The organism is Pedobacter aquatilis (genome assembly GCF_032678405.1).
GTDB lineage: Bacteria > Bacteroidota > Bacteroidia > Sphingobacteriales > Sphingobacteriaceae > Pedobacter > Pedobacter aquatilis_A.
In genome coordinates, this window is sequence record NZ_JAVTSJ010000001.1 from 718,506 (window position 1) to 744,546 (window position 26,041).

The 26,041-nt window shown below is 36.5% G+C and carries 30 protein-coding genes; 14 read left to right on the top strand and 16 right to left on the bottom strand.

The window, feature by feature from the left end; genetic code table 11:
• The first annotated feature begins 59 nt into the window (after nt 1-59).
• The 3 genes from R2R71_RS03110 (at nt 60) to R2R71_RS03120 (ending at nt 4,126) form a co-directional block, all read left to right on the top strand.
• A complete protein-coding gene (locus R2R71_RS03110; protein ID WP_316829783.1) occupies nt 60-1,976 on the top strand; it encodes a long-chain fatty acid--CoA ligase in 1,917 nt (638 codons plus the stop codon).
• Between the two features lie 120 nt (nt 1,977-2,096).
• Complete coding sequence (gene lysS / locus R2R71_RS03115) at nt 2,097-3,806, top strand: lysine--tRNA ligase (RefSeq protein WP_316829784.1); 1,710 nt, start codon at nt 2,097-2,099, stop codon at nt 3,804-3,806.
• Between the two features lie 107 nt (nt 3,807-3,913).
• Entirely contained in the window at nt 3,914-4,126 is a 213-nt protein-coding gene (locus R2R71_RS03120; protein WP_056090401.1) for a hypothetical protein, read from the top strand.
• Nucleotides 4,127-4,203: 77 nt separating this feature from the next.
• Here R2R71_RS03120 and R2R71_RS03125 read toward each other — a convergent pair whose 3' ends face one another.
• Entirely contained in the window at nt 4,204-4,758 is a 555-nt protein-coding gene (locus R2R71_RS03125; RefSeq protein ID WP_316829785.1) for a pyridoxamine 5'-phosphate oxidase family protein, read from the bottom strand.
• Between the two features lie 115 nt (nt 4,759-4,873).
• On the opposite strand from R2R71_RS03125, the gene R2R71_RS03130 reads away from it, so the two are divergent.
• Entirely contained in the window at nt 4,874-5,380 is a 507-nt protein-coding gene (locus tag R2R71_RS03130; RefSeq protein WP_316829786.1) for a YdeI/OmpD-associated family protein, read from the top strand.
• A gap of 85 nt (nt 5,381-5,465) precedes the next feature.
• On the opposite strand, the gene R2R71_RS03135 is transcribed toward R2R71_RS03130, so the two are convergent.
• Nucleotides 5,466-6,005 (bottom strand): DUF2892 domain-containing protein, encoded by a 540-nt coding sequence (locus R2R71_RS03135; RefSeq protein ID WP_316829787.1) that lies wholly within the window; start codon nt 6,003-6,005, stop codon nt 5,466-5,468.
• Between the two features lie 153 nt (nt 6,006-6,158).
• Here R2R71_RS03135 and R2R71_RS03140 point away from each other — a divergent pair, with 153 nt between their 5' ends.
• From R2R71_RS03140 to R2R71_RS03150, 3 genes are all read left to right on the top strand, one after another.
• The gene (locus R2R71_RS03140) at nt 6,159-6,638 is read left to right on the top strand and encodes a thioredoxin family protein (protein WP_316829788.1); all 480 of its coding nucleotides are present in this window, start codon (nt 6,159-6,161) and stop codon (nt 6,636-6,638) included.
• A gap of 61 nt (nt 6,639-6,699) precedes the next feature.
• The gene (ung, locus tag R2R71_RS03145; protein ID WP_316829789.1) at nt 6,700-7,377 is read left to right on the top strand and encodes a uracil-DNA glycosylase; all 678 of its coding nucleotides are present in this window, start codon (nt 6,700-6,702) and stop codon (nt 7,375-7,377) included.
• 110 nt (nt 7,378-7,487) lie between these two features.
• The gene (locus R2R71_RS03150) at nt 7,488-7,898 is read left to right on the top strand and encodes a GxxExxY protein (protein ID WP_316829790.1); all 411 of its coding nucleotides are present in this window, start codon (nt 7,488-7,490) and stop codon (nt 7,896-7,898) included.
• Between the two features lie 187 nt (nt 7,899-8,085).
• On the opposite strand, the gene R2R71_RS03155 is transcribed toward R2R71_RS03150, so the two are convergent.
• Nucleotides 8,086-8,556 carry an Lrp/AsnC family transcriptional regulator gene (locus tag R2R71_RS03155; protein ID WP_056090420.1) on the bottom strand — a complete coding sequence of 157 codons (471 nt, stop codon included), beginning with the start codon at nt 8,554-8,556 and terminating at the stop codon, nt 8,086-8,088.
• 126 nt (nt 8,557-8,682) lie between these two features.
• Here R2R71_RS03155 and R2R71_RS03160 point away from each other — a divergent pair, with 126 nt between their 5' ends.
• Together R2R71_RS03160 and R2R71_RS03165 are read left to right on the top strand one after the other, a co-directional pair.
• The gene (locus tag R2R71_RS03160; RefSeq protein ID WP_316829791.1) at nt 8,683-9,345 is read left to right on the top strand and encodes a metal-dependent transcriptional regulator; all 663 of its coding nucleotides are present in this window, start codon (nt 8,683-8,685) and stop codon (nt 9,343-9,345) included.
• Nucleotides 9,332-11,194 carry an Nramp family divalent metal transporter gene (locus tag R2R71_RS03165; RefSeq protein ID WP_316829792.1) on the top strand — a complete coding sequence of 621 codons (1,863 nt, stop codon included), beginning with the start codon at nt 9,332-9,334 and terminating at the stop codon, nt 11,192-11,194. The genes R2R71_RS03160 and R2R71_RS03165 overlap by 14 nt, the downstream gene beginning before the upstream one ends.
• On the opposite strand, the gene R2R71_RS03170 is transcribed toward R2R71_RS03165, so the two are convergent.
• The gene (locus R2R71_RS03170) at nt 11,184-11,660 is read right to left on the bottom strand and encodes a TlpA family protein disulfide reductase (protein WP_316829793.1); all 477 of its coding nucleotides are present in this window, start codon (nt 11,658-11,660) and stop codon (nt 11,184-11,186) included. The two genes, R2R71_RS03165 and R2R71_RS03170, sit on opposite strands and share 11 nt — an antisense overlap.
• Nucleotides 11,661-11,869: 209 nt before the next feature.
• Here R2R71_RS03170 and smpB point away from each other — a divergent pair, with 209 nt between their 5' ends.
• Complete coding sequence (smpB, locus tag R2R71_RS03175; RefSeq protein WP_316829794.1) at nt 11,870-12,319, top strand: SsrA-binding protein; 450 nt, start codon at nt 11,870-11,872, stop codon at nt 12,317-12,319.
• 73 nt (nt 12,320-12,392) lie between these two features.
• Here smpB and R2R71_RS03180 read toward each other — a convergent pair whose 3' ends face one another.
• The gene (locus R2R71_RS03180) at nt 12,393-13,049 is read right to left on the bottom strand and encodes a protein-L-isoaspartate(D-aspartate) O-methyltransferase (protein WP_316829795.1); all 657 of its coding nucleotides are present in this window, start codon (nt 13,047-13,049) and stop codon (nt 12,393-12,395) included.
• 189 nt (nt 13,050-13,238) lie between these two features.
• Between R2R71_RS03180 and R2R71_RS03185 the strand changes: the two genes are divergently transcribed.
• Complete coding sequence (locus tag R2R71_RS03185) at nt 13,239-13,925, top strand: hypothetical protein (RefSeq protein ID WP_316829796.1); 687 nt, start codon at nt 13,239-13,241, stop codon at nt 13,923-13,925.
• Here the strand turns inward: R2R71_RS03185 and priA are convergent.
• Together priA and R2R71_RS03195 are read right to left on the bottom strand one after the other, a co-directional pair.
• A complete protein-coding gene (gene priA, locus R2R71_RS03190) occupies nt 13,922-16,402 on the bottom strand; it encodes a primosomal protein N' (RefSeq protein WP_316829797.1) in 2,481 nt (826 codons plus the stop codon). The genes R2R71_RS03185 and priA overlap by 4 nt on opposite strands.
• On the bottom strand, nt 16,402-16,788 hold the full coding sequence (locus tag R2R71_RS03195; RefSeq protein ID WP_316829798.1) for a DUF423 domain-containing protein: 387 nt from the start codon (nt 16,786-16,788) through the stop codon (nt 16,402-16,404). Before R2R71_RS03195 ends, priA begins: the two co-directional genes overlap by 1 nt.
• 92 nt (nt 16,789-16,880) lie before the next feature.
• Here R2R71_RS03195 and R2R71_RS03200 point away from each other — a divergent pair, with 92 nt between their 5' ends.
• Nucleotides 16,881-18,449 carry a DUF3352 domain-containing protein gene (locus R2R71_RS03200; RefSeq protein WP_316829799.1) on the top strand — a complete coding sequence of 523 codons (1,569 nt, stop codon included), beginning with the start codon at nt 16,881-16,883 and terminating at the stop codon, nt 18,447-18,449.
• A 25-nt stretch (nt 18,450-18,474) separates the two neighbouring features.
• The gene (locus R2R71_RS03205) at nt 18,475-19,884 is read left to right on the top strand and encodes a DUF5723 family protein (RefSeq protein WP_316829800.1); all 1,410 of its coding nucleotides are present in this window, start codon (nt 18,475-18,477) and stop codon (nt 19,882-19,884) included.
• On the opposite strand, the gene tsaB is transcribed toward R2R71_RS03205, so the two are convergent.
• From tsaB to R2R71_RS03245, 8 genes are all read right to left on the bottom strand, one after another.
• Entirely contained in the window at nt 19,885-20,571 is a 687-nt protein-coding gene (tsaB, locus tag R2R71_RS03210) for a tRNA (adenosine(37)-N6)-threonylcarbamoyltransferase complex dimerization subunit type 1 TsaB (protein WP_316829801.1), read from the bottom strand.
• A 117-nt stretch (nt 20,572-20,688) separates the two neighbouring features.
• Nucleotides 20,689-20,919: a membrane protein insertion efficiency factor YidD gene (gene yidD / locus R2R71_RS03215; protein ID WP_316829802.1), complete on the bottom strand. Its 231-nt coding sequence runs from the start codon at nt 20,917-20,919 to the stop codon at nt 20,689-20,691.
• Nucleotides 20,903-21,301, bottom strand: coding sequence for a ribonuclease P protein component (locus R2R71_RS03220; RefSeq protein WP_316829803.1), 399 nt, complete (start codon nt 21,299-21,301; stop codon nt 20,903-20,905). Before R2R71_RS03220 ends, yidD begins: the two co-directional genes overlap by 17 nt.
• Nucleotides 21,302-21,367: 66 nt before the next feature.
• Nucleotides 21,368-21,526, bottom strand: coding sequence for a 50S ribosomal protein L34 (gene rpmH, locus R2R71_RS03225; protein ID WP_010601723.1), 159 nt, complete (start codon nt 21,524-21,526; stop codon nt 21,368-21,370).
• Nucleotides 21,527-21,679: 153 nt separating this feature from the next.
• Nucleotides 21,680-22,414 (bottom strand): LytR/AlgR family response regulator transcription factor, encoded by a 735-nt coding sequence (locus R2R71_RS03230; RefSeq protein WP_316829804.1) that lies wholly within the window; start codon nt 22,412-22,414, stop codon nt 21,680-21,682.
• Nucleotides 22,392-23,453 (bottom strand): sensor histidine kinase, encoded by a 1,062-nt coding sequence (locus tag R2R71_RS03235; protein WP_316829805.1) that lies wholly within the window; start codon nt 23,451-23,453, stop codon nt 22,392-22,394. The genes R2R71_RS03230 and R2R71_RS03235 overlap by 23 nt, the downstream gene beginning before the upstream one ends.
• 3 nt (nt 23,454-23,456) lie before the next feature.
• On the bottom strand, nt 23,457-23,795 hold the full coding sequence (locus R2R71_RS03240; RefSeq protein ID WP_316829806.1) for a DUF4288 domain-containing protein: 339 nt from the start codon (nt 23,793-23,795) through the stop codon (nt 23,457-23,459).
• Nucleotide 23,796: 1 nt separating this feature from the next.
• Nucleotides 23,797-24,564, bottom strand: a complete 768-nt coding sequence (locus R2R71_RS03245; protein WP_316829807.1) for a LiaF transmembrane domain-containing protein — start codon at nt 24,562-24,564, stop codon at nt 23,797-23,799.
• 130 nt (nt 24,565-24,694) lie between these two features.
• Between R2R71_RS03245 and R2R71_RS03250 the strand changes: the two genes are divergently transcribed.
• Complete coding sequence (locus R2R71_RS03250; protein WP_316829808.1) at nt 24,695-25,567, top strand: ChaN family lipoprotein; 873 nt, start codon at nt 24,695-24,697, stop codon at nt 25,565-25,567.
• 39 nt (nt 25,568-25,606) lie between these two features.
• Here R2R71_RS03250 and mscL read toward each other — a convergent pair whose 3' ends face one another.
• A complete protein-coding gene (mscL, locus tag R2R71_RS03255) occupies nt 25,607-25,996 on the bottom strand; it encodes a large-conductance mechanosensitive channel protein MscL (RefSeq protein WP_316829809.1) in 390 nt (129 codons plus the stop codon).
• Between the last annotated feature and the right edge of the window lie 45 nt (nt 25,997-26,041).

Here is a 26,041-nt window from a genome sequence, read left to right on the forward strand (position 1 = left end):
TAGTTTTAAACCAAAAAGCACTATAATTGTTAATTATAACGAACACCAAATAAAGAGCAATGCCATTAATTAACGAATTTTCAACTGTCCCTACCCTTTTAAGGAATGTTGTAAAAAATATTCATAAACCCGCTGAAACTTTCTTAATACACAAACAAGGTGCAGAATGGGTTGAAATTTCTTATGAAGATACTTTAAAGCGAGCCGATGCTGTTTCTGCATACTTTTTAGAGAAAGGTATAAAAAAAGGCGATCGCTTAGGCTTAATGATTGAAAATTCGCCGGAATATGTTTACTACGATCAGGGCATCCAGCAAATTGGTGTAATAAATGTTTCTATTTACCCCACACTTTCCGAGCAGGAAGTTGCCTATATAATAAACGATTCAGGTATTAAAGGAATCCTTGTTGGAAATAACTTCCTATACCGTAAAGTGCTTAAAGTAGCTGCAAACTGTGCTGAACTAAAATATATAATTCCTGCATTTAAGGATTTTGAAAAAGTTACCTTACCTGCTGATGTTAATGTCGAAATTATTGCATTTAATGATATTTTAGCGCTTAAACATCAGGTTACTGCTGCTGAGCGGGCGGAAATTGATCAATGCAGAAGCCTCGTTTTACCAGAAGATGTTTCTTCATTAATTTACACTTCAGGAACCACAGGAACGCCGAAAGGTGTAATGCTTACACACCATAACTTTGTTAAAAATGTTGAGGTTTGCCTGCAACAAATCCCTGTAATCGACCAAACAGAAACATTCCTTTCATTCTTACCCTTATCACACGTATTCGAGCGTACCGCAACCTATCATGTATGCTGTGCACAAGGCTGTAAAATCGCCTTTGCGCAAAGCTTAGAACTACTTGCCAAAAACATGGGCGAAGTAAGGCCAACGGTAATGAGTTGCGTACCTAGGTTACTAGAACGCATTCATGACAAGGCCATAAAATCGGGTACTGCAGCCGGAGGAACTAAAGCCAAAATATTTACCTGGGCATTAGAAACTGGTAATAAATACAGGGTTGCCAAAGAAGCGGGAGAAAATCCAGGCTTAGTATTATCAGCAAAAAAGGCTATTGCAGAAAAATTAGTTTTTAGCAAGATAAAGGAAAAAACCGGAGGCCGTTTGAAATTTATGATTTCAGGCGGAGCGGCCTTACCTAAAAATGTTGGTGAGTTTTTTGGCGATTTGGGTATTAAAATCCTTGAAGGATTCGGATTAACTGAAACCTCACCCGTAATGTCGGTTACAGAATACCACCGCCAGGTTTACGGAACGGTTGGTCGTGTAATTCCAGGTATAGAGATTGGTATTCAGGATGTTGAAAGCAAGGAAATTATTAATATCCAGACACATGACACATTTAATGAAGAATTTGAATGTGCAGAAGGTGAAGTAATTGTCCGCGGACACTGTGTTATGAAAGGTTATTTTAATAAACCTGCAGAAACAGCTGAAGCAATTGATAAAGATAAATGGTTTCACACAGGTGATATTGGTCGCTTTTACAAGGGTAACCTCCAGATAACCGATCGATTGAAAAACATGATTGTGAATGCCTACGGCAAAAATGTTTATCCAACACCTGTTGAAAATATTTACCTCAAAAGCCCAAAAATTGACCAGTTATTTCTTATTGGTGATAAACGTGAATTCATCACTGCAATCATTATCCCAAACCGGGAAACTTTAGAAGAAACCTTTAATTTAAAACCTTCATTTTTCGAAGAGGCAGATCCGTTTATACAAAACAAGGAAATTATCGATTGGATTGAGCAAGACATCAGGAAAATTTCAAATGAACTGGCTAAATTCGAACGGATTAAAAACTTTAAAATCAAACGTAATCCTTTCAATATCGATGAAGGAGAAATTACGCCGACCATGAAAGTTAAACGTCGCATTGTTGAAAAGAAATACGCAGATGCAATTAATGAAATGTATGAAGAAGGCATTGAAGCCGAATCTTAAATAATACGGTTATTGCCTGGCACCAGGCAATGGTACAAAAAATAAAATTCAATCGTTTTAAGCTTGCTTCTTACCTCGCAATAACGGAAGAATTCATTACTTTTGCAAAAAATACCCGAAATGAGTATAGGATTATCAGAACAAGAAATATTGCGACGTGAGTCGCTAAAACAATTACGTCAATTAGGCATTGAGCCTTACCCGGCAGAAGCCTACGAAATTAATGTTACCGCTGCCGATATTTTAGCAAATTACGAAAAAGATAAAACTGCCTATAAAACCGTTAGTTTAGCTGGTCGGATTATGGGACGTAATATCATGGGAGCTGCATCTTTCGCAGAATTACAAGATTCAACAGGCCGTATCCAGATTTATTTGAAACGTGATGAACTTTGTCCTGGCGACGATAAAACCCTATATAATACAGTATTTAAAAAACTTTTGGATATTGGCGATTTCATCGGAATTAAAGGATATGTTTTCACAACACAAACCGGAGAAATTTCCATTCACGTAACCGGATTTACAGTTTTATCAAAATCTTTACGCCCTTTACCGATTGTAAAACGCGATGATGAAGGAAATGTATATGATGGTTTTACTAATCCTGAGCTACGCTATCGCATGCGTTATGTGGATTTAACCGTAAACCCTGATTACAAACAAATTTTCATTAATCGTTCTAAAGTAATCAATACCATGCGTAATTACTTCGACAGCCAGGGCTGGATGGAAGTAGAAACGCCAATTTTACAGGCAGTGCATGGTGGTGCGGCGGCCCGTCCGTTTGCAACACACCACAATACTTTAGATATGCCATTGTTTTTGCGTATCGCGAATGAACTTTACCTCAAAAGGTTAATTGTTGCTGGTTTTGACGGCGTTTACGAGTTCGGTAAAATGTTCCGTAACGAAGGGATGGACAGAACACACAACCCTGAGTTTACTTCAATGGAAATCTATGTAGCCTACAAAGACTACGTTTGGATGATGGGAATGGTTGAAGAATGCCTGGAAAAAATTGCAGTGGCGATCCACGGTTCGGCTGTTGTTAAAGTTGGCGAGCATGAAATTGATTTTACCGGTCCGTACGAGAAATTAACAATGTACGAATCTATTCAAAAATATACAGGCATCGATGTTTCTGGGATGAGTGAAGCGCAATTAGCTCAAACCTGCAAAGATTTAGGTATCGAAATCGACGACAGCATGGGGCGTGGTAAATTGGTAGATGAACTTTTCAGTGAAAAAGTTGAAGCTAACTTAATTCAGCCTACTTACATTACCGACTACCCTATCGAAATGACACCTTTGGCGAAGAAACACCGCAGTAAAGAAGGTTTAGTTGAGCGTTTTGAGCTATTCGTAATGGGTAAAGAAATTGGTAATGCTTACTCGGAGTTGAACGACCCGATTGACCAAAAAGAACGTTTCGAAGAACAATTAAAACTGGCAGCCAGAGGCGATGATGAGGCAATGGCGATGGATGATGATTTTGTCCGTGCTTTAGAATATGGCATGCCACCAACCTCAGGCTTAGGTATTGGTATCGATAGATTAGTAATGCTAATGACCGACCAATCGACAATCCAGGAAGTATTATTCTTCCCTCAAATGCGCCCTGAGAAAAAGAAAATAGAACTTACAGCAGAAGAAACTGAATTATTCACTTTGGTAAAGGAAGGCGAACAAGTTCTTTTAGCGGATGTAAAAACTAACCTGACTGATTGGAGCAACAAAAAATGGGATACAACGCTGAAGGCTTTAACCGGAAAAGGGATTTTAAAAGTTACTAAAACTGATGATGGCTTGTTCTTATCGCACAAATAAGCACAAGATATTAACAAAATCATAACATAAACTTAAAAGGCTTGCTAACAATTAATTAGCAAGCCTTTTCTATATTTACAGCAATCGACATTAAAAATCATTGCGTTATGAATACTTCAAGTTTAGAAATTACGGAAAGAGAATACTGTATCAAATTAAGTAAAGAAGCTTTCGATTTATCATTGGTTCACCAGTTAATTAAAAGAATACAAGCGGAAGCCTTCTTCTTCAAAAGAGCTGAAGCCGAAGAAGATGATATCTTAAGCAAAAGAAATCAAAGAGAAGAATTCGAAGGATTTGATTATTTGGGTGATAAATAATACCCCATACGTCACCCTGAATTTATTTCAGGGTCTACTCGAGCTAGATGCTGAAATAAATTCAGCATGACGAAAAGCTAATCAATCGCCAGGTTCCCCTCAACCGAGTCATCCATCGTTTTCCCGGTAATTACCGATGCGGCCATCTTTAAAAAAGCAACAGCTGCTCCATGTTTGGTATCCCAGTAATAACCTTCTGAAGGAATAACTTTTATCAAAGTAATATTTGGATCGTCTTTACCACCCTGAAACCAGGTTTTAATCAAGGGGCTCCAAAGTTCATCTATCTTCGCCTGATTTCTACTAATCTCTGCGATTCCATAAATATTTACAAAACCTGAATGTGCACTTGCCTGAAAAAGCAAATGTGTAAAGGGATCAGTATTTATTTCATCATTTTTATGGCTATCCTTCATACTCATAAACCAGATATTTCCTTCATCATCAACCTGCTGAATGGCCATAGGTCTTATTGATAGTGGTACGCCCGTTTTTATATTGGTACAAAAAAAGCAACTTTCTGCCTTTTCTGCCAGCTCTTTAAGCTTCTCAACTGCTTTTTTGCCACCCAAATCTTTTATATTATTATCTTCCTGAGTATTATTCGTACTCCCGTTTTGTGATGTTCCCATAGGTATAAGTTTATATACACTACATTCAGAAAATGATTTGGTTTTAGGTAAATTGTTTAAAGAGTAAAACTAAAAACACCTGTTATGTTTAAAGCTGCTATATTTAATCTATAAAATGATGAAAACAAAGAAGCCAAAGCCATTTTCAGCCGATATTGAGATAATAGGAATAAATCCATTTGTACTTATTCCTGAAGAAACACTTGCTTATATTTTCCATTCTGCAGGTAAGTGTAAGGGCCAGATTCCTGTGATGATTAAAATTGACGGATATAGTTTCAAACAAACCCTTGTGAAATATGCTGGCAACTGGCGATTATACCTCAACACACCTATGCGAAAGGCTGCAGGCAAGGAAGTTGGCGACAGAGCAATATTCGACATAGCGTTTGACGCCGAGGACCGCGTTATCAAGCTAAACCCTCAGCTTAAAAAGGCATTAGGAGAAAATATAAAAGCTAATGAGGTTTTCGAAAGCCTGGCACCTTATCTCCAAAAAGAAATTATCCGCTACATAAATAACCTTAAAACTGAAACGTCTATTAACAGAAATATCGAAAAAGCAATTGGTTTCCTTCTCGGTAAAGAAAAGTTTATCGGCCGTGAACCCCTTGTAAAGTAATTCCAAAAACCATTACACTTCTATTTACTTAAGCAACAAAAAAGCCATTTCAAATCTGAAACGGCTTATATCTTTATGTTGAATTCTATCTGTAACGAACCTGCTGTTGCTTATCCATCATCCCCATCTGATCTTTCATTTGCTTAATTTGTTCAGCAAGAAGCTTGTTCTTATCTGCTTTTTTAGCTTCCGCTAAATACATTGTAGCCTCACGTTTATTGCGCTTTGCCATTGCAATACCTGCTAAACTTAATTTAGCCAGGGCCACATTGTGTTCCATTTGCATACCTAAACTAAGTGCAGTCTTAAAGTATTTTTCCGACTTCATTGGCGCCGTTCTGCTTTCAATTAAGCCAACAAGTAAATTATAATAACCGTGTTGAAGTTTAATTAATTGCTTTTCATAATTTGTAATCCTGTCCAGATACATTTTAGCTTTAGGCATATTGTCTTTTCGTAAAAACCATTGTGCTAAAAGCATGTTTTCATTGAAGAAATAGGTAACAAGTACAATTATTCCAAGTAGAATGGCAAGAATACCCCAAGGCCAGAAACCGAAAATAAATAAAGCAACAGCGCCACCCAATAATGCAAACCCCGCTATTAATCTGATAATATTTGGCATAAATTTTATTCTAAATTATTTTTTTGCAAATATCGTGTTTAAATAGCAGAAATTAGATTTTAAAACAATAATTTCAATAAAAATTTACAAGCCGATAAAAAACAATTTATTAAAATGAAATATCTATTATCCATAACCCTAATAATCCTTACCATGACCGTTTCTGCACAAGAAGTAAATAAAAAAATCCACGATGCAGCTCACAATAAAGATATACTGATCAATACCTGCACCCGTGAAGGCGTAGTCACATTCCCCGAATTTAAGGAAATGTATGATCCTTTATATGAAGCATATACACCTGATGCAGCAACCATGATTGAACTAAAAAAACTTGTAAAAAAAGAGCATATAAAAATTATTTTCGGTACCTGGTGTGGTGATAGTAAAGTAAATGTTCCAAATTTTTTCAAGGTACTTGATGCATTGCAATTCAAAGAAAAGAATGTGGACATCATCGCGGTAGATGGCCATAAAAAAGCTGAAAATGGCATTATAGATGGATTGGACATTCAAATGGTGCCAACTTTCATTATCTATGACAATAAAGGCAAAGAATTAGGCCGTATTGTAGAACACCCAAAAACTACTTTAGAAGGCGATTTCTTAGCAATCCTGAAAAAGAAACCTTAAACATTCCCTGTTAAAAATAGTTATAATAATTATCAGGATTGAACTAAACATTTATATTAATATGTCTGCTGCATTAGAGCCTGGCTGGTTAGCCGTTTTAGAAGAAGAATTTGAAAAAGATTACATGAAAAGCCTTAAAGCTTTTTTGCTTGAAGAAAAAGAGAAAGGCCATCAGGTATATCCTAAAGGAGCAGATATTTTTAATGCTTTAAATACAACACCATTTGATAAAGTTAAGGTCGTAATTCTTGGCCAAGATCCATATCACGGTGTTAATCAAGCGCATGGATTATCTTTTTCTGTACAAAAAGGTGTCCCGGTACCTCCATCGTTAAAAAACATTTACAAAGAACTTGAAACCGATATAATAGGATTCAAAACACCACAACATGGCAATTTAATGCATTGGGCCGAACAGGGTGTGTTACTCTTAAATGCAACACTTACCGTTCGTGCAGCTGAGGCTGGCTCACATCAAAACCGTGGATGGGAAATCTTTACCGATGAAATTATTAAAGCACTCTCAACAAAGCGGGAGCACCTGGTATTTTTGTTGTGGGGTAAATATGCACAACAAAAAGCAGCATTAATTGACCAAAAAAAACATTATGTTCTAACCGCCGCCCATCCATCGCCCTTCTCTGCCTATAATGGTTTCTTTGGTTCAAAACATTTTTCAAAAGCAAACCAGCTGCTGGTACAAAATAACTTAAGTCCTATTGATTGGAAAATTGATTAGATTAACCACTATATATACTTTCTTATTAAATTTACCACCTCAGACACCTAAGAAATTCTTGGCAAATCATTTGAATCATCCCAAAAGTTTATAAACTGATTGATTTATATATGATTGAGAAAACATTCATTGATACTTTAGAATATAAAGTGACAGGAGCTTGTATAGAAGTTCATAAACTGCTTGGCCCTGGATTATTGGAAAGCATTTACCATAAATGTCTGATTAGGGAGTTACAATTGCAAAATATAAAATTTACTTCAGAGCAACCTATCGCCCTATTTTATAAGGATATTATTATTAATAGTGAATTACGTGCAGACTTATTCATTGAAAACTGCATGGTTTTGGAGTTAAAATCTGTAGATAGTATTTTACCAATAAATGAAGCTCAAATACTTACATACATGAAGTTATTAAAAGCTCCGAAGGGGCTATTAATAAATTTTAATTGCACAAATATCGTCCAAATTGGTAAACGGGCCTTCGTCAGTGAATTCATGCACACAATTAGAAAATAAATATCAATTTATTTAAAATTTCTAAATTGAGTAATGAAACTCAAAAGATAAATCATCTTTATCATTAGAGATTTAGCTCTTTATAATTTACAATATTAGATGCTTAGGCTAATAGTAGTAAATCAGTTTTATAAATATTAACTTATGAGAAAACTAAGTTGCTCTTAGGTGCCTAAGGTGGTAGCAACTAATACTCCAAAGGCACTATCGGTTCTTTTTTTGTTGTCGACATAATCATCATCGTTTGGAATGTTTTAACAACAGATATCTTACTTATTTTATCCATTATTAAACGTTCATAAGATTTTATGTCTTTCACATAAACCTTTAAAAGAAAATCTGCTTGTCCCGTTACGTGATGGCATTCGGTGATTTCTTTGATCTGGTTTACTTCATCTAAAAAGATCTGAATGGTATTGTTCTTATGAAAATCCAGCTGAATCTGAATGAAAGTTTTTATGCCTAAGCCTAGTTTTTCTTCATCAACCAAAGCATGATAGCTCTTAATATAGCCAGCCATTTCGAGCTTTCTTACACGCTCTAAAGTCGGTGCAGGCGAAAGGCCTATCTCCTGAGATAATAAAAGATTGGTAATTCTACCATTCTCCTGCAAGATTCTTAAAATTTTAAAATCAATTTTGTCTAATTCAGATGCCATATAAGTCCAAAGATATTGAGAACACAAACATAACCAAATTATATTCTAAATTTTAACAAAATTTATCATATATATTTTAAAATAAAATTTTTAGATTTACCTAAAAATAAAATTAGATAAACATAAATGCAAAGCTTCACCGAGGAGAACTATCTTAAGATTATTTATCACCTTTCAGAAAAAACAAATAGCGTTCAAACAAATGCCATTGCCGAGCAGATTCAAACAAAACCTGCATCAGTTACGGATATGATTAAGAAATTGGCCGAAAAAGGATTAGTTGATTATATTAAGTACCAGGGCGTTACTTTGACCGAAAAAGGAAAGCAAGCCGCAATCGATATTGTTCGAAAGCACAGGCTCTGGGAGGTATTTTTAGTTGATAAACTTAATTTTAAATGGGATGAAGTTCACGATGTAGCCGAAGAGCTCGAACATATCCGTTCTGTCGATTTAATTGAAAGATTAGATGAATTTCTCGGTTTCCCCAAATCCGACCCGCACGGCGACCCTATCCCTGATAAAAACGGGAGATTTGCTAAAACACAATTCATAAAACTTATTGAGCTTAAAATTGGTGATGGCGGTACCATTACCGGTGTAAGCCAGCACAGTTCCGCATTTTTAAAACACCTTGAAAAACTGGGATTAACCCTTGGCAAACAAGTGCAGGTATCAGATGTTACAGATTTCGATGGTTCAGTAGAGATTGTAGTGTCTGACAAACAAATTAACATTAGCAGAGAAGTAGCAAAACATATTTTAATTAGCAGTAATGGCAAAAACTGAATCGTTAAGTGAGGTTCATCAAAGTGTAAATACCGATAAAAGAAAAGGTTGGCGCAGGGTTTTATCTTTCATCGGCCCGGCGTACCTTATAAGTGTTGGCTACATGGACCCCGGAAACTGGGCTACCGATCTGGCTGGAGGAAGTAAATTTGGCTACCAGCTCATCTGGGTACTATTAATGTCGAACCTCATTGCATTACTTTTGCAATCGCTGAGCGCCCGTTTGGGAATTGTAAGAGGTTTAGATTTGGCGCAGGCATCTAAGCAGGCCTACCCACGCTGGGCAAACATCCCTTTATTCGGATTAGCCCAGCTTGCAATTATTGCCTGCGATTTGGCTGAAATAATTGGAATGGCAATAGGTTTACAGTTACTTTTCGGCCTTCCACTAATCTGGGGCATTTCGATAACCATATTCGATACCATTTTATTGCTTTTCCTTCTTAACAAAGGAATGCGGGCTATGGAAGGCTTTATTGTTTCAATGGTTTTCATCGTAGGCATTTCCTTTCTTGTCGAAATGTTTATTGTAGAGCCATCACTAAAAGAAGTGGCAAGAGGTTTTGAGCCCTCGCTTTTAAGTGGCGATGCACTTTACATTGCCATCGGAATTATTGGTGCTACTGTAATGCCCCACAACTTGTATCTGCATTCTTCATTAGTTCAGACCCGTAAAATCGAGCGCAGCAATAAAGGTATTAAAGAAGCTTTAAAATTTAACCTGGTTGACACAACGATAGCACTGAACCTGGCATTTTTTGTTAATGCCGCCATTTTGATTTTAGCCGCCGCTGCTTTCTTTAAAAATGGCTTACATGAAGTTGCCGAGATTCAGGATGCGCACAAGCTATTATCCAATATTTTCGGAAACATTGCCCCTACGCTATTTGCAATTGCCTTAATTGCCGCCGGACAAAGCTCTACTGTTACAGGAACACTTGCCGGACAGATTATTATGGAAGGTCATATTAATTTGAGGATTCAACCTTGGTTAAGGCGATTAATAACCCGCTTGTTGGCCATTATTCCGGCATTTTTTACGATACTTCATTTTGGGGATGATGCACTGGGCGGTTTACTGGTGCTCAGTCAGGTTGTGCTTAGTTTGCAGCTTGGTTTTGCCGTAATTCCCTTAATTCATTTCACATCAGATAAGAAACTGATGAAAGATTTTGCCATAAAAACATGGGTAAAGGTTTTAGCCTGGGGAAGTGCATTACTAATAATCGCACTAAATGTAAAACTCGTTATCGAAGAAATTTCAGGGTGGGCTAAAGACACAAATACCTGGTGGATTTATGTTTTCGTATTACCAGCCGTGTTTTTAATCGTGCTTCTTTTACTTTACGTATTTTTTCACCCCTTAATTGATAAACGAAACCTGCAACGGCAAATGGTTCCTCATGGTAATGCCTTGGATATCGGTAAAATTGACAAGATAAGCTATCAGCGGATTGGTATCGCAGTAGATTTCTCTAAAAATGACAGAAATACAATCAGGCACGCATTAATTCAGGGCGGAAAAGATGCTCACTATTATTTAATCCATGTGGTTGAAACTGCAGCTGCCCGGTATCATGGCGATATTGTTATGGACCATGAAACACAAAGCGATGCTAAGAATCTGGATAAGTACAAATCAAATCTTGCTGATTTGGGCTATGATTCTACTGGCTTTATTGGTTTTGGCGGTACAGCAAAGGCAATTGCAAACATAAGCAACAATAACAAACTGGAACTGCTTGTTATGGGTGCTCATGGTCACAAAGGATTAAAAGATTTAATTTTCGGAACTACTGTAGATGCTGTTAGGCATAAAGTGAATATCCCGGTATTGATTATCCGATAGATTTCAGAACTTTCTTAATTCCACCATCGCCATTGCTGTAAACCAAAAGCTTTCCGCCTGTAGAATAAAGATACATTGCAGGATATTGCGAAGGTAAAAATGTCGGGATAAAGGTTCTGTTCTTATCCTGAAGTACGGTAACATTTGGTTTTAGGTTTAATCCTGGTGCATAAGAACCAAAAAATTTCTGGATAGATATAGATTCATCAAGGGTAACCATTAAAATGTTCACATCCTTAAATTTACTATAAACACTGTTTAACTCCTTTGCTTCACGCTGGCAATGCTCGCAGGTACAATCAAATAAAATAAATAAGGTTTTCTTTGCCTGGTTAATGTTTACATTCGAATAAGGTTTACCATCTAATTTAAAAAATTTAAACTGAGGTAAAAAAGCAGGTTGCTGCGCATTTGCACTTATCGCAAAAAAAAGGATTACGACAAAAAATAGATTTTTTAGCTTCATAGTAAATAAAATAAATCCAAACTTAATTTTTTAAATGCGAACAAAGTAATTAAAATATAGGTTTTACATAAGATGAACAAATTATCTTTTCATTCAACTATGTTTTAATTTAAAATAATTTTTAAGGCATTTTTTAAGATATTTGCTTTCCCTTAACATTTTTAATCTTTCTGACCTGCATTAAAAATGTTATTTAATAGAACATAATTTTGAAAAACGATATCAACATAAAAAACAAAAGAGCTTATTTCGATTATAATTTAATTGATAAATACATTGCTGGAATAGCACTTTTAGGCACCGAGATTAAAGCAATAAGACAAGGAAAGGCGAACATGACTGATGCCTTTTGCATGTTTGTTGGCGGAAATTTATATGTGCGTAATCTCCATATTTCTGAATATAGCCATAGCTCATTTTATCACCACGATATTAAAAGAGACCGGGCTTTACTGCTTCAGAAAAAAGAAATTAAGAAACTAAAGTCTAAAGGTGAAGAAAAAGGTTTTACAATAGTACCATTAAGGATCTTTGTTAATGAACGCGGCTTTGCGAAGATTGAAATTGCTTTGGCGCAAGGTAAAAAAGAATTCGATAAACGCGATAGCATTAAAGACAGAGATACTAAACGCGAACTAGACAGGGCAATGAAGCGGTAATTTTAATATCGCACCTGCATTCTTGAGTTAGTAGTTGAACAGTCATACTGCCAACTCAGGAATAAACGCTTAACTACCAGGCCTGATCGCCAACCAACGGCACAAATCTAAAGGTATCTAGTACTATTTTTTCGAAGTCAGTTTCGCTGATACGAAGAACGGTAACCATTTTTTGACTGTGCTCATCGCCAACAGGAATAACCAGAATACCACCGATTTTTAGTTGTTTTAGTAAAATCTCCGGTACCAACGGTGCACCAGCAGTTACAATTATTTTATCATATGGTGCATATTCAGCAATACCTTTCGAACCATCGCCGCAATAAAATGTAGGTTTATAGCCCATTCCTGGTAAAACCTGAATGGTTCGGTTGTAGATATTTTCCTGTCTTTCTATAGTAAATACCTTAGCACCAAGTTCCATTAAAATACAGGTTTGATAACCAGAGCCAGTTCCTATTTCCAAAACTTTATCACCTTTTTTAATATGAAGTAATTCGCTTTGATAGGCAACCGTGTAAGGCTGGGATATGGTTTGACCATCACCAATCGGGAAGGCAATATCTTTATAGGCCTGATTCCAGAAAGTTTCATCGAAAAAGAAATGGCGGGGTACTTTGCCTATTGCTTTTAATACACTTTCATCCTCAATACCACGAGATTTTAACAACTCTACAAGCTTTTTTCTCGCTCCTCTTTCCCGGTAATTATCAACAAATTTATAGGCCATGAAGTTTCAAAAATAGCTTATTTAAGTGGTGATACAAGGTAAAAATTTTATTCTGATTGTAAGTAACAGGAAATCAAAACTAAAAAAATATGCCTGAATGATATGCTTAGAATATTATTTGCTCGTTATTAATAATTATTTTTACTTTTGAGGTCTATAAAAATTATAATTAATCTATCTCCCGCTTAAATGAAAAAAATTTTCCTTTGCATATTAATTTTGTGCGCCGTTATTATTAATAAATCATTTGCCCAAACCAGTGCCGATTACAACTATTCGTTTTCAGTTAGAGGTTTTAGCATGATGCAATTACCAAAGATCCTGAATCAAACAAATGCTCAGGATTATACAAAAATGGCTGCAAATGGCGGAGTATTAAAATTTAATGATAACCAGATCAGTTACAGAATAAGCGGCAATTACTTCCGCGACAAGAACGTTCAATTTGTTAACACTTGCGAAACCTGCGAAATTGCTAAAGGGACAGTAACAGACTACTCTTTCAAAATTGGTTTTGAGAAAAACTTCAATTATTCAAGGATTCAGCCATATTTCGCATTTGATATCGGTTATCGCTCAAACAGATTTACCGGTACTTTAAGTCCTGCAAATTCAATGGTTGGTACAACAAGTCAATCTGCTGATGCAACTAAAAACGGCCTTGTAATGTCTCCTGCTATAGGATTCAAAATTAATATCATTCCAAACCTTTCTATCTTTGCTGAAAGCAGCCTGGATTTCAATTACTCTTATGAGAAACAGGATATTACACAACCAAACCAGGGTGCACGTACAATAAACACGTATAACAAATGGGAATTTTTACTAAATCCTGTATTGGCCGGACTTCAGTTCAATTTCAACAGTAAAAACTAATACGGATCAACATCAATCTGTATCAATACACTTTTAAAATCTTTCATCGCATTAAAGTCGGTAAGCGTTTCTCTTAACACATTTTTCACCTTGTGTATTGCGGTATGCTTATCTGCTTTAATGATAATTTGCTTAATATAAAGATTCCTAACCCTGCTAATCAACGGTTGTTCAGGTCCTAAAACCCGTTGTCCAAACTTAGCCTTTAATGTTTGTGCCAAAAATAAAGCTGCCTTATCTAAAACATTTGAATCTTTGTGTTTAACGGCGATAAAAATCATCCTAGAAAAAGGAGGGTAAAGAAATTTTTCGCGTTCGGCAATTTCATCGTTATACATCCCCAGGTAGTCGTTATCTACAACCTGCTTTATAATCCTGTTCTCGGCATCATAAGTCTGGATACAAACATTGCCCTGGTCGGCTCGCCTGCCAGCTCGGCCAGCAACCTGTGCCAATAACTGGTAACTTCTTTCGTAAGCCCTGAAATCAGGATAACCCAATAAGGTATCGGCGTTGATTACACCAATCAGGCTTAGGTTATCAAAATCCAAGCCTTTGGCAACCATCTGTGTGCCAATCAAAATGTCAGTTTTCTTTTCCTGAAAATCGGTTAATATTTGTTGTAAACCATTTTTGGTACGGGTTGTATCCATATCCAGGCGGGCAATGGTAATATCCGGATAAAGTAATTTCAGTTCCTCTTCTATCCTTTCGGTACCAAAACCTTTTTGCTCAACGTGTACAGAACCACAGGCAGGACAAATATTAACACTGCTTTGCTGGTAGCCACAATAATGACAATGCAATTTCCCACTGCTTTTATGGTAAGTTAAACTCACATCGCAATTAACACATTTAGGCGTGTAGCCACATGTGGCGCAAATTAAAATGGTTGCATATCCCCTTCTGTTCTGAAAAAGTACAACTTGCTCCTTTTTACTTAGTGCTAAATCGATATCTTTTATTAAAACGCTTGAAAAATAGGAAACCATGGTTTTTCGCTTCGTCTCCTCCGCTATGCTTACTACCTGCTGATTGGGTAGCTGAACGCCACCAAAACGCTCTTTCATTTCAACGAGCCCATACTTGCCATTTAAGGCATTATAATAACTCTCTAATGATGGCGTGGCAGAACCAAGAATCACCTTAGCCTGATGTAAATGCGCTAAATAGATAGCCGAATCGCGGGCCTGATAACGTGGCGCCGGGTCATATTGTTTATATGAAGGTTCATGCTCCTCATCAACCACAATTAATTTCAAATTTTGAAATGGTAAAAATACCGCCGACCGCGCTCCAAGAATTACCTTAAATGCACCATGTTTAACTTTATTCCAGATTTCAACGCGTTCATTGTTATTAAATTTGGAATGATATACCCCTATCGAATTACCGAAATACTGCTTAATCCGCTCTACAATTTGGGTAGTCAATGCTATTTCCGGCAGCAGAAATAAAACCTGCCCGTCGCTGTTATTAATAACTTCCTCAATGAGTTTTATATAAACCTGTGTCTTGCCAGAAGCGGTAACACCGTGAAGCAACACTACATCTTTATCCTCTAATGCTGCATTAATTTTGTTTAGTGCGGCCTGCTGCACCGTATTTAAGGTAAAGTTGGCATTAAAATCATCATCATGTGCAGCCAGACGGCTAACAGGCCTTTTTAATACCGTAAAAACATCCTTATCGGTTAAAGCCTTTAAAGCCGCAGGCCCGCAGTTGCTTTCTTCTAAAAGTTGTTCTTTAGCAATGGGCAAGCCTGATTTATTTAACTTTAAATAGGCAAGTAAAGCATCGAGTTGTTTAGGTGCACGTTCTAATATGGCAAACAGCTGCTTTAAATTTTCCTCATCATTGTAAAATTCATTCAGGATGATGAAAGATTTTAACAGCGGCTTATATTTTTGAATAACTTCTTCTGCAACCAGGATTAGTGCTTTATCTAACAACTGGTTGATGATGGGATAAATGGTTTTCTGCCCTAATAATTTTGAAACATCGTTAACTGTTAATTTTTGCTGTTTCTTTAAAGCGCTGATAATTATTTCCTCTTTTTCCGAAAGGATTACATCATCATCAAAATCTTCACGAAGTATAAGGATTGTTTCGCTGGCAAGTTTTAAACTCGCAGGTAAAGCTGCAGCCATAACATCACCTTCATTACACATATAATATTCCGTCATCCATGTCCAGAATTTCAACTGTGAAGCAGTTACTGATGGTGCCGAATCGATAATATCGAGAATGTATTTCGCCTCATAAACAGTAGGCGGAACTTTGGTAATCCCTTTAATTAAGGCCGTATAAATTTTATGCTTCCCGAACTGAACAACAACTCTTTTTCCGATTTCCACCTGACTGTTTAAATCAAAAGGCACACGGTATGTGTAGTTTTTTGCCAAAGATAAAGGCAAAATAACTTCAACAAAAAGTGTTTCTCTTTCTGCAAAAATATCAGGTTCAAATGTGTTCATTATTTATCTTTAAAAGCAGCAAAGAATAACATTATCCAGCCAAGGACAAATAGAAGTCCTCCAATCGGCGTAATCGGGCCCAAAACATCAACAAAGCTTAGGTTAAGTACGCTTCTCGTTGCCAGTAAATACAGCGATCCTGAAAAAAGCAGGATTCCGAAAGTGAAACAAAAATAAGCAATGTTAATGAGTTTATTTCTGTAGCGGGCAAATGTAGATAAATAAAGGAGTGCGAAGGTATGGTAGAACTGATAATCGACACCTTTCTGCCATATTTCTAAAGAAGGTGCATCAATTAAAGCCTTTAAGCCATGTGCACCAAAGGCACCTAATAAAACAGCAACAGCACCAAAAAAAGAAGCAGTAAGAATAATACGTTTGTTCATATAGTTTTAGCTTAGAGCAATTGCTAAATTAATAAATTGGGAAAGAATTTCGTACAAATGGATGTAATAATTTAAATTTGTTTCACAAACAGATGAGAAAAATTTTAGCCCTGGTAATTGCATTAACCGTTGGTGTAGCAGCTTTAGCTTACCTTTATTTTTCTAAATTAAATAATGATAATAACGCGAAAGACCTTGCACTTCAATCGGCTACAAATAATGCACCGATAATATTTGCCTTTCAAAACGATAAAGGTTTTTATCAGATTATTGAAGGCCAGGACTTACTTCAGCAAATTTTAGGCAAGGAAAAAACCAATCTTTTAAAAAGCTTTAAAGAAGAAATTACAAACGATAATACCTTAAATAGTTTCTTTTCAAACCAGGAGGTCTATTTAAGTATCCTCCCCGATGAAGAAAAAAAGCTTAATTTTCTGATTACCGTTCAGATTAAGGAGGGTAAAGATCAAAAACAATTATACAATTACCTTCAACAGCAAAAATCAGTTTCGAAAAAAGCTGATAATCTTTATAACATAAAGTTAAATGATAGCCTTAACTTTTTTATTGGTACGCAAAACCAGGTATTAACAATTTCGACATCAAAAAAACTGATTGATGATGCAGCCATAAGGTTAACAGAAAATCCATTTACCGATTACATCAAGCAAAGCAGTGTAATAAACAAAAACGTACTCGCACATCTATATATTAACTTTAATCAGGCTCCTGCTATTTTAAAAAATATTATTGCCGGCAGTTTAAATGGCGAACTTACTGTATTTGATAAACAAAATAGCTTTGCTTCTTTAAATTATAACTTTAGCAAAGAAAGGATATTGTTTAACGGAAATACAGAACTAAAAAGCAGCACTAATTACCTGAAGCTTTTTGAAAACACACCGGTTCAGGCCATCAGCATTACGAACCTGCTTCCATACAATACAGCAAACTATGTTTGGTATGCATACGATGATTACAAAAACTGGTTAAAAAAACTTGCAGCCTGGCAGTCTGAAAACAAAGAATCTGCCAGAATAGCTTCAGTAATTAAATCAGTAAAGAATGAATACCGTGTTGATTTAAGTCCGGTTTTTGAAACCTATGTAAAAAATCAGTTTATCTCTTTCCAGTTAAGTACAGCTGAAAAATTAGGCGCAATAGCTTTATCAAACGGCGAAAAAGTTAAACAACTGCTTTTAGATGTAAGTTCAGACTATAACGATGATATTAAAATATTTAAGTCATCAGACATCCTGTATAATTTCTTCGGCGAGCCCTTTAAAAAGTTTCGAAAACCATATTACACCATTATCGATAACTTCATCGTTTTCGCCAATAATGCGAGTACAGTTCAATCATTCTTAAACAGTTATAAAAACAACAAACTACTAATTGAAACACCGCAGTATCAGGATGCACTAAACCAGCTCTCCGTTACTGCAAATATTGGCTACTATATTAATACTGAAAACAGTAAAGATCTATTCAGAAACAATGTTTTATTACCCTATTACAAACATTTAAGAGCAGATAGCGGTTTAAAAAGTTTCGATACTTTTTACTACCAGATGAGTGCAGACAAAAACAAATTCATTACTAACATGCTTTTAAACAAATATTTAAAACCAGAAATACCAGATTCGCTCACCAACCGTTAATATCAAAACCCGAACTGCCAGCTACATGAAGAAACTTCTACCTATACTCATCCTTTTATTATCGTTTACAAATTCTTTTGCGCAGCAATATGCATTATTTGGTACTAAAACGATGTTTGATGCATTTGAAAATCCATCACAGAAATCATTTACTTTAGATTCGTCCAGAAAATTTTCATCTAACTTTTTCCTGCCCTATTTTGGTGTAAACGGTGCAAATACGGGAGATGCAGAACCGGTGATCAGAAGGATGATTGTTGATGGTGTTAATGATACCAGGACTTTACCTATTGGAAATGGAAACCTGAATCATTTCTATCAGAATAGTAACGTATATGTTTTAACACTTCGGATATTTCAATCTTATAAATACCAAAAAGAGATGGGTTTTGCCTGGCAAATCCGTTCAGATGCGCAGATAGACTACACCAATGAAACCCTGGCAGTTTTCGATTCATACAGAAGGTTTCCTCCACTTACCGAGCTAAATGATATTTTTAATACGAAAGGTTATCAGCAAACCTATCACCAGTTTAGTTTTACTTATCGCGAAAATTACAATAAAAGGCTAGCATTTGGTGTAAAAGCAAGCTTATTGAGTGGAATGGTTTATAACAATTTAAATATCTCCGACTCATACCTTTTTGTTAATCCTGAAGCAAACTCATTAAATATTGGCCTTGCAGGAACTTATTCGAGCAATTTTAACGACCAGAATAAGATAACGAGAAATACCATTGTGCCAACCTTTAAAAATCCGGGGGTATCAGTTGGTTTTAGTACAAACTACACGACTAAGAAAGGCTTGTTTTTAATGGCTAACATTAAAGATCTGGGTTTTATATGGTGGAGAAACAATACGCACAGTACAACAGTAAATACCTTAAAAACCATTAATAACATTGTTAATGATCAAAAAGAAACAAATCAGCAAATCAGAGATATTTTTGAACTTACAGAGCAACCAGCTAAATTTTTAGCTGCTACGAATGCCAAAGCAGATGTTTATGTATCTAAAATATATGGATTTTACAAACCTGCCCTGGCGGTATCCAAAAATTTATTTTACCGTGGTGGCGATATTGCTTTTATAAATACCTTTAATTACAATAATCTATCAGGTAGTGTTACCCCGCTCTATAACCTGAATAATGTGTTCATGGTTGGACTACAAGGAAAATACCAGACACCAAATTTTGAAATATTTATGGGAACTGACAACCTGCTTTCTACGGCAAGCACAGCCTCAGGCATCCTTAATAACGATTATTCCGGCGGCAGCGGACCAAATGGCGCATCCTTTTATATGGGCGTAGGTATTAAGTTCGGAAACATTGTAAACCACCCGCAATTTAGCGACGTGATGCCTGGCATAAACGATAACGAAGGTGGAAGTTTCTTTAAAAACCTGTTTTCTATTTTTAAGAAAAAATAATTAAACTTTCTTCTTAGGCTGTGTTAACACAAAATCCTTAAGGTAAAAAGGTTCAAAATAGGCTACATCCTCGAATTTAGCTGCCTGATAAGCATTTTCTGCAAGTACAGACATATTAGCTGCCGAATTAAAATTGTCGTTTACAAAAACTGCATTTTCTTGTTTTAAGGTTTCGGCACACTTAGCTGCACCATCGCCCAAAAAGGTAACTGTATTTTCAGCTAAAAAATTACTGAAACTAATTTCATCGATAATTTTGGCGGCAGTTGGCTCAAGCAATGCTAAACCAGCGGTATATACAGCAGTATAAACCTCCATCCTTCTCGCATCAATCATCGGGCAAACCAGTCCCTGGTATTCAGGATTTTGGATTAAAAAGCCCGCAGCCATCATTTCCAGCGTTTCGATAGCAATTAAAGGTTTATCAAGCGCATAAGCTAAGCCTTTAGCTGTAGAAACCCCTATCCTAAGACCGGTATAAGAGCCTGGCCCCTTACTGATGGCTATAGCATCTAAATCCTGATACACTAAACCAGCTTTACCAACTACTTCATCAATAAATAAGGTAAGGTTACTTGCGTGCAGATTCTGACCACCTTCTTCTTTAACGGATACTATTTTTCCATCAATTGATAATGCAACCGAACAGAAAGCCGTTGCCGTTTCCAGTAGAAGTATTTTAGCCATAGCGCAAAGATATAATTTTTAGCCCGAACTAGGCAGACCAAAGCAGGAAGTTGATTAACCCAAGTACGCGATTAACCATTTCTAGCCGGGATTTGGGCTTAATTAACCACCAAAATACTAGGGAACCGGATCATGGCCATGTTTACCCCAGGGATGACATCGGCCAATACGTTTTAACGCCATCCAGCCACCTTTAAAAGGCCCATATTTTTTAATTGCTTCTACACCGTACTGGGAGCAGGTGGGCGTGAAACGGCAGTTAGCACCAAGCATGGGCGAAATGGCATATTGATAAACTTTTATCAGGCCTAAAAAAAACCAGCTAAATAATTTATTCAGCAACTTCATCTGGTTGAATTAAACTGTGAAAACGTTTAAAGGTTGCAATCAGTTTTTTCTGAATGAAAGCAAATTCATACTTATCCTTTCCCACAAATTGAATCGAAAATAGAAGCAAACCTTTATCTGCCTGAAGCTGCGTATAAAAACTTTCTTTTTTATTAAGCCTGTAAGCTTCGCGGATGCGACGTTTGAGTAAATTACGGTCAACCGCCCTTTTATATCTTTTTTTAGGAACATTAATTACAACCTGTGCCTGAACTTCGGCAGCTGCATCAATAAAGATATAAGAAATACGAAATGGATATAATAAAAAAGAAGAACCGCTTTTGAACAGCAGATCCAAATGTTTCCTGCTGCATAACCGTTCTTCTTTTCTGAATGTGTACATATATTTTTGATTGATAATTGCAGATTTTGATCTGCCAGTTCCGTTAAACGGAAAAGCAATCAAAAATTATGCTTTATGCTTGCGTTCGTCAGAAACTGTTAATCTTTTTCTTCCTTTAGCACGACGTGATGCTAATACTCGTCTGCCGTTAGCTGTTGCCATTCTTTCGCGGAAGCCGTGTTTGTTTCTTCTCTTTCTTTGCGAAGGTTGGTATGTTCTTTTCATGACTGTATATTATCTTATTATAATTTCAAAATTAAGAGGTGCAAATATAAAGCGATTTCTCTAAAATTGCAAGTCTGTTTAATTTTATTTTTTCTATTTAAAATGCAAATATAATAATTCGTTTTAAAATGTGGCAAATACCATTAATACATCTTACAAACCTAATGCTGCTTTTAATTTTACATAACCTGTTTTACTCACCGGCAACCAGATATCCGATTTAAGCAACACCACATAACTGTCTTTTTCTTTCAATTCGATTTTAGTTACCTGTGCAAGGTTTATAATGTACGAACGGTGAATCCTGATAAACTGCCCGGCATCGAGCGTTTGCTCAAAAAAGGCCATGGTTTTATTTTTATAGAATGCACCTTCATTAGTACTTAGTTTAACATAATCATCATCAGCTTCCAGGTAATTGATGTCGGCAACTGGAATAATTTTTATTACACCGTCTTTCTTCACAACTACCCGGTTATTTTGCGCCGGGCTCATCGATGCTGCATCCAATACAGCTTCTGTATTTTCGGTTTGGCTTAATCTTGCCGGAAGCTTCTGAATAGCTAAATCGAAACGGTTTTTATCTATCGGTTTTAACAGATAATCTACTGCATTTACCTCAAATGCCTTAATTGCGTACTCATCAAATGCCGTTGTAAAAATTACTGCAGGCTTGTCTTCTACCAGTTCGAGCATTTCAAAGCCACTAATTTTAGGCATTTGTATGTCCAGGAAAATTAAATCAGGCTTGTGCTGTGTTATTGCTTTCAAACCCTCAAAACCATCATTACATTCCGCAATTACCTCTATTTCTTTATGTTCTGAAAGGTAAAACTTTACAATATCTCTGGCTAAAGGTTCATCATCAATTAGTATGGTCCTGATCATTTTTCTGAGGAATTTTTAAGGTGGTAATATATAAATTATTTGCCTCAATTTCTGTTTGCAATAAAAGCGGGTTTGCAAACAGCAGATATAATCTGCGTTTTATCGCCGTTAAGCCAAAACCGGTTCCACCTGTAGCCTTCATTTCCGGGTCAAACGGATTTTGTACTTTAAGATGAAGAATGTTTTGTTCAACAGTTACATCTATTTTAATGGTAATGGCTGCCGAAGTATTGTATAAGCCGAACTTTATTGCATTTTCTACAATTGGCTGCAGCAACGTTCCGGGAAGGCATAAATTTAGCGTATCGTTGTCAATGTTTACCTCAATATTTAACCTGTGGCTAAAACGGACCTTTTCAATATCCAGGTAAAGCTGAATATATTCCATCTCTTCCTCAACACTAACCCAAAGTTCATCATCGCGTTTCAGGGTTCCGCGTAAAAAAGAAGCAAGTTTGGTAATCATTACCCCGGCTTCTTTAGGATTTACCATGGTTAGTGCAAATACAGAGTTTAAACTGTTAAACAAAAAATGCGGCTGAAGCTGATGCCTTAGCTTATTCAATTCGGCCTCCTTGGCAAGGTTCTGGGCAGCCAGAAGCCTGTCTTGCATTTCAGATTGTTCTTCAAGCCGGTACCATAAAATATTAGCCAGTGCGCACCATCCCAGGCACATAAAGGAAATCAGCCCCCTGAAAGCAAAAGAAAACTGATAAAAATCCAGATAGTTTTTATAATCGGCAAAAATATACTGTAGCGCATACTTGGCAATAAAAATAATAACAAAGGTTAATGCAACCGTTATAATCAGAACATATAGTATTCGCTCATTTTTTGGCTGATAATACCCAAGCATATTACTGATACTGATACATGCAACTGCCAGCAAAATGTTGTTAACTATACTATCGGTAAAAGAAATCATCCACGAAAAATTGACCACATAATGCAAACCTACAGCGCACAGAACAGTCCATGCAATAGCAATGCCTAAAGCCGTTTTTTGAATTTGCGGGACTGATAAAGGTCTTGTTGTCAAAACTTATTTATTTAGTTCAGTTAATGTTTTAGTTCGGTGTTTTAAATCTTTCAGGTATGCTTCAACCGATTTTGGTTCTAAAATCTTCGAACTTACCTCTATCCCATCTGTCGGTTCATCTACAGCTGTTATTCCGCCAACAGCTATAAATTCCCATCTAACCATTTCCCCCACACAATTCTCAAACGAAGCATTGTACCCAAAGGCCAGCAGCTTTGCTTTTTGTATCGCTTCAAATGATGTTTCTGCAGTTACCAGCCGTACCTGTTCATTAAATTGTGGCGAATGTTTGCCCTCGCCACAAATTACCTGGTAAATACAATTAACCGCAAACCATTTCATTTTAAAAGCTTTTAATCTCTATCCCGCCAAACAATACAGTTCCGTCAATAATTAATGTTTTCTGAATTTCGCCTGTTGGAATCAAATGTCCCCGCTTATCTTCAATACTGCCAAAAATCGGTGTACCGTTTGTTTTAATGATCCAGTTTTGCGGAACAATGAGCTTAACCCCCCCGAAAACCGCTGTAACATCAAATACAGCAGTTTCATTAAAATCTGCCTGTGTTAAATTAATATCTGCCCCGCCAAAAACAACCGTGATATCGCCTCCTTTAAGGTTTTTCGAATACACAATCTGGTTGCTTCCTCCAAAAACAGCTGTTGCTTCCACAATATCGTGGTTGTTGGCTTTTTCACCACCGGCAGGATTTAAATTTTCGCCGGTAGTATTAAAGTTTTCGGTAAAACGTCTTTTGCGTCTTCCCGAAAAATCACCTTTTGGTTTTAACAATAAATAGCCTCCCAAAATAACAAGGCCAACACCTAAAGCATATTTCGAGGCGTCGAAATCCAGACCGGTAATATCATCAATGGTGAAATAAGCACCCACTAAAATCATGATTAACCAGCCTGCACCTTTAAAATTACGTCTTACGCCAACAAAAATACCGATGACAATTAAAAATGTATGCCAGCTAAATACCCAGTTAGGAATATCAAAGCCCATATTATCGAATAGGAATGCCAGTCCTATCATTACGATAACCAACCCACTCAGCATTCTGCCTGAGCGGTTGGTAACTGTATTATTATTATTTAAATTTTCCATTTGTGCAATTATTAATAATCAAAAGTATTTATAAAAGCTTAACCGCAGCATAGCAATTCACCGAAAAAGGGCTAAAAATCGGTAAGTAACCCTATTTCATCGGTGAAAAATATTTTAGTATTTTGAGGGCATGAAATTTCCATTATTTATTATTGCTTTATTTATTTCGGGAATAGTGGCTGCCCAAAGCAACGGCAATAGCTATAAAATTTACGATGTAAAAAAACAAAAGCTTATCGAAGTTGATGATATCATCAGCGATATGAACCGGGCAGATGTTCTGTTTTTTGGCGAAGACCACAATGATTCTATCGGGCACTTTTTAGAAGCAGAAATTTTTAAAAAACTCAGTGAAAAATACCCTAAAAGAACCGCGCTAACACTTGAGATGTTCCATACCGATATACAACCTGTTGTTAATGAATACCTGGCGGGATTAATATCAGAAAAAAACTTTATTAAAGAAGGCCGTGCATGGCCTAACTATAAAGATTACAGACCTTTAGTGGAATACGCCAGAGAAAATAAAATTGAAGTAATTGGCGCCAATGCCGCCACAAGATACAGTAATGCAGTAACAAAAGGTGGATTAGATGCTTTAAAAAGTTTTCCTAAAGGCTCAGCTGCATTTCTTCCTCCCATGCCAATCGATACCGCAACCGGACGATACAATGATAAGTTTGCCGAAACCATGGGCGGGCATAATACAGGACCAATGAAAATTTACCAGACCCAAAACCTTTGGGATGCCACCATGGCATGGTCCATAGCCAGATTCGCCAAAGAACATAAAGGCACTAAGATTTTGCAGCTCAACGGCCGGTTTCATAGCGATGAAAAACTCGGCACTTTTGCCCAGCTTCAGAAATATGCACCGAAATTATCGGTTTTAAATATCTCTTCATTCTCGGATGAAAGTTTCGATAACCCCAACTGGGAAAAATTTAAAAACCTTGGTGATTACATTATCATAACCGATCCCAAAATTAAAAGAAGCTATTAAGCAAAAAGGTTCGCAAATATTGCGAACCTTTTATTTTTATTATGCTTTAGTTTTAAGCAAATCTCTTATTTCCGTTAACAATACTTCTTCTTTTGTTGGCGCTGGCGGAGCTGCAGGCGCTTCAACTTCTTTCTTTTTAAGGTTGTTTGCACCCTTGATAATTAGAAACAGTACAAAGGCTACGATTATAAATGCAATAACCTGCGACAAGAAATTCCCGTACTTAATTGCCGTTCCCGGAATCACAAGCTTGCTTAAATCTTCTAATCCCGCAGCCTTTAAAGCCGGGCCTAAAACTGCTGGCGTAATAATATCCTCAACCAGCGAGCTAACAATTTTCCCAAAAGCAGCTCCGATAATCACACCGACTGCCAGATCAAGTACGTTTCCTTTAACTGCAAAATCCTTGAATTCTTTAACAATTCCCATAATAGTTTAATTAAGTTTTAGTGAATTTGTAACGAATTTAATAAA

Bases quoted from the DNA above. Each gene is read 5' to 3' on its own strand.
- R2R71_RS03240 (WP_316829806.1), bottom strand. From the start codon at position 23,795: ATGAAATGGTTTGCGGTTAATTGTATTTACCAGGTAATTTGTGGCGAG.
- ung (WP_316829789.1), top strand. From the start codon at position 6,700: ATGTCTGCTGCATTAGAGCCTGGCTGGTTAGCCGTTTTAGAAGAAGAA.
- mscL (WP_316829809.1), bottom strand. From the start codon at position 25,996: ATGGGAATTGTTAAAGAATTCAAGGATTTTGCAGTTAAAGGAAACGTA.
- priA (WP_316829797.1), bottom strand. From the start codon at position 16,402: ATGAACACATTTGAACCTGATATTTTTGCAGAAAGAGAAACACTTTTT.
- lysS (WP_316829784.1), top strand. From the start codon at position 2,097: ATGAGTATAGGATTATCAGAACAAGAAATATTGCGACGTGAGTCGCTA.
- yidD (WP_316829802.1), bottom strand. From the start codon at position 20,919: ATGAAGTTGCTGAATAAATTATTTAGCTGGTTTTTTTTAGGCCTGATA.
- R2R71_RS03155 (WP_056090420.1), bottom strand. From the start codon at position 8,556: ATGGCATCTGAATTAGACAAAATTGATTTTAAAATTTTAAGAATCTTG.
- R2R71_RS03130 (WP_316829786.1), top strand. From the start codon at position 4,874: ATGATGAAAACAAAGAAGCCAAAGCCATTTTCAGCCGATATTGAGATA.
- R2R71_RS03180 (WP_316829795.1), bottom strand. From the start codon at position 13,049: ATGGCCTATAAATTTGTTGATAATTACCGGGAAAGAGGAGCGAGAAAA.
- R2R71_RS03160 (WP_316829791.1), top strand. From the start codon at position 8,683: ATGCAAAGCTTCACCGAGGAGAACTATCTTAAGATTATTTATCACCTT.
- R2R71_RS03200 (WP_316829799.1), top strand. From the start codon at position 16,881: ATGAGAAAAATTTTAGCCCTGGTAATTGCATTAACCGTTGGTGTAGCA.
- R2R71_RS03195 (WP_316829798.1), bottom strand. From the start codon at position 16,788: ATGAACAAACGTATTATTCTTACTGCTTCTTTTTTTGGTGCTGTTGCT.
- rpmH (WP_010601723.1), bottom strand. From the start codon at position 21,526: ATGAAAAGAACATACCAACCTTCGCAAAGAAAGAGAAGAAACAAACAC.
- R2R71_RS03125 (WP_316829785.1), bottom strand. From the start codon at position 4,758: ATGGGAACATCACAAAACGGGAGTACGAATAATACTCAGGAAGATAAT.
- R2R71_RS03150 (WP_316829790.1), top strand. From the start codon at position 7,488: ATGATTGAGAAAACATTCATTGATACTTTAGAATATAAAGTGACAGGA.
- R2R71_RS03230 (WP_316829804.1), bottom strand. From the start codon at position 22,414: ATGATCAGGACCATACTAATTGATGATGAACCTTTAGCCAGAGATATT.
- R2R71_RS03250 (WP_316829808.1), top strand. From the start codon at position 24,695: ATGAAATTTCCATTATTTATTATTGCTTTATTTATTTCGGGAATAGTG.
- R2R71_RS03220 (WP_316829803.1), bottom strand. From the start codon at position 21,301: ATGTACACATTCAGAAAAGAAGAACGGTTATGCAGCAGGAAACATTTG.
- R2R71_RS03245 (WP_316829807.1), bottom strand. From the start codon at position 24,564: ATGGAAAATTTAAATAATAATAATACAGTTACCAACCGCTCAGGCAGA.
- R2R71_RS03110 (WP_316829783.1), top strand. From the start codon at position 60: ATGCCATTAATTAACGAATTTTCAACTGTCCCTACCCTTTTAAGGAAT.
- R2R71_RS03140 (WP_316829788.1), top strand. From the start codon at position 6,159: ATGACCGTTTCTGCACAAGAAGTAAATAAAAAAATCCACGATGCAGCT.
- R2R71_RS03170 (WP_316829793.1), bottom strand. From the start codon at position 11,660: ATGAAGCTAAAAAATCTATTTTTTGTCGTAATCCTTTTTTTTGCGATA.
- R2R71_RS03135 (WP_316829787.1), bottom strand. From the start codon at position 6,005: ATGCCAAATATTATCAGATTAATAGCGGGGTTTGCATTATTGGGTGGC.
- R2R71_RS03120 (WP_056090401.1), top strand. From the start codon at position 3,914: ATGAATACTTCAAGTTTAGAAATTACGGAAAGAGAATACTGTATCAAA.
- R2R71_RS03205 (WP_316829800.1), top strand. From the start codon at position 18,475: ATGAAGAAACTTCTACCTATACTCATCCTTTTATTATCGTTTACAAAT.
- R2R71_RS03165 (WP_316829792.1), top strand. From the start codon at position 9,332: ATGGCAAAAACTGAATCGTTAAGTGAGGTTCATCAAAGTGTAAATACC.
- R2R71_RS03185 (WP_316829796.1), top strand. From the start codon at position 13,239: ATGAAAAAAATTTTCCTTTGCATATTAATTTTGTGCGCCGTTATTATT.
- tsaB (WP_316829801.1), bottom strand. From the start codon at position 20,571: ATGGCTAAAATACTTCTACTGGAAACGGCAACGGCTTTCTGTTCGGTT.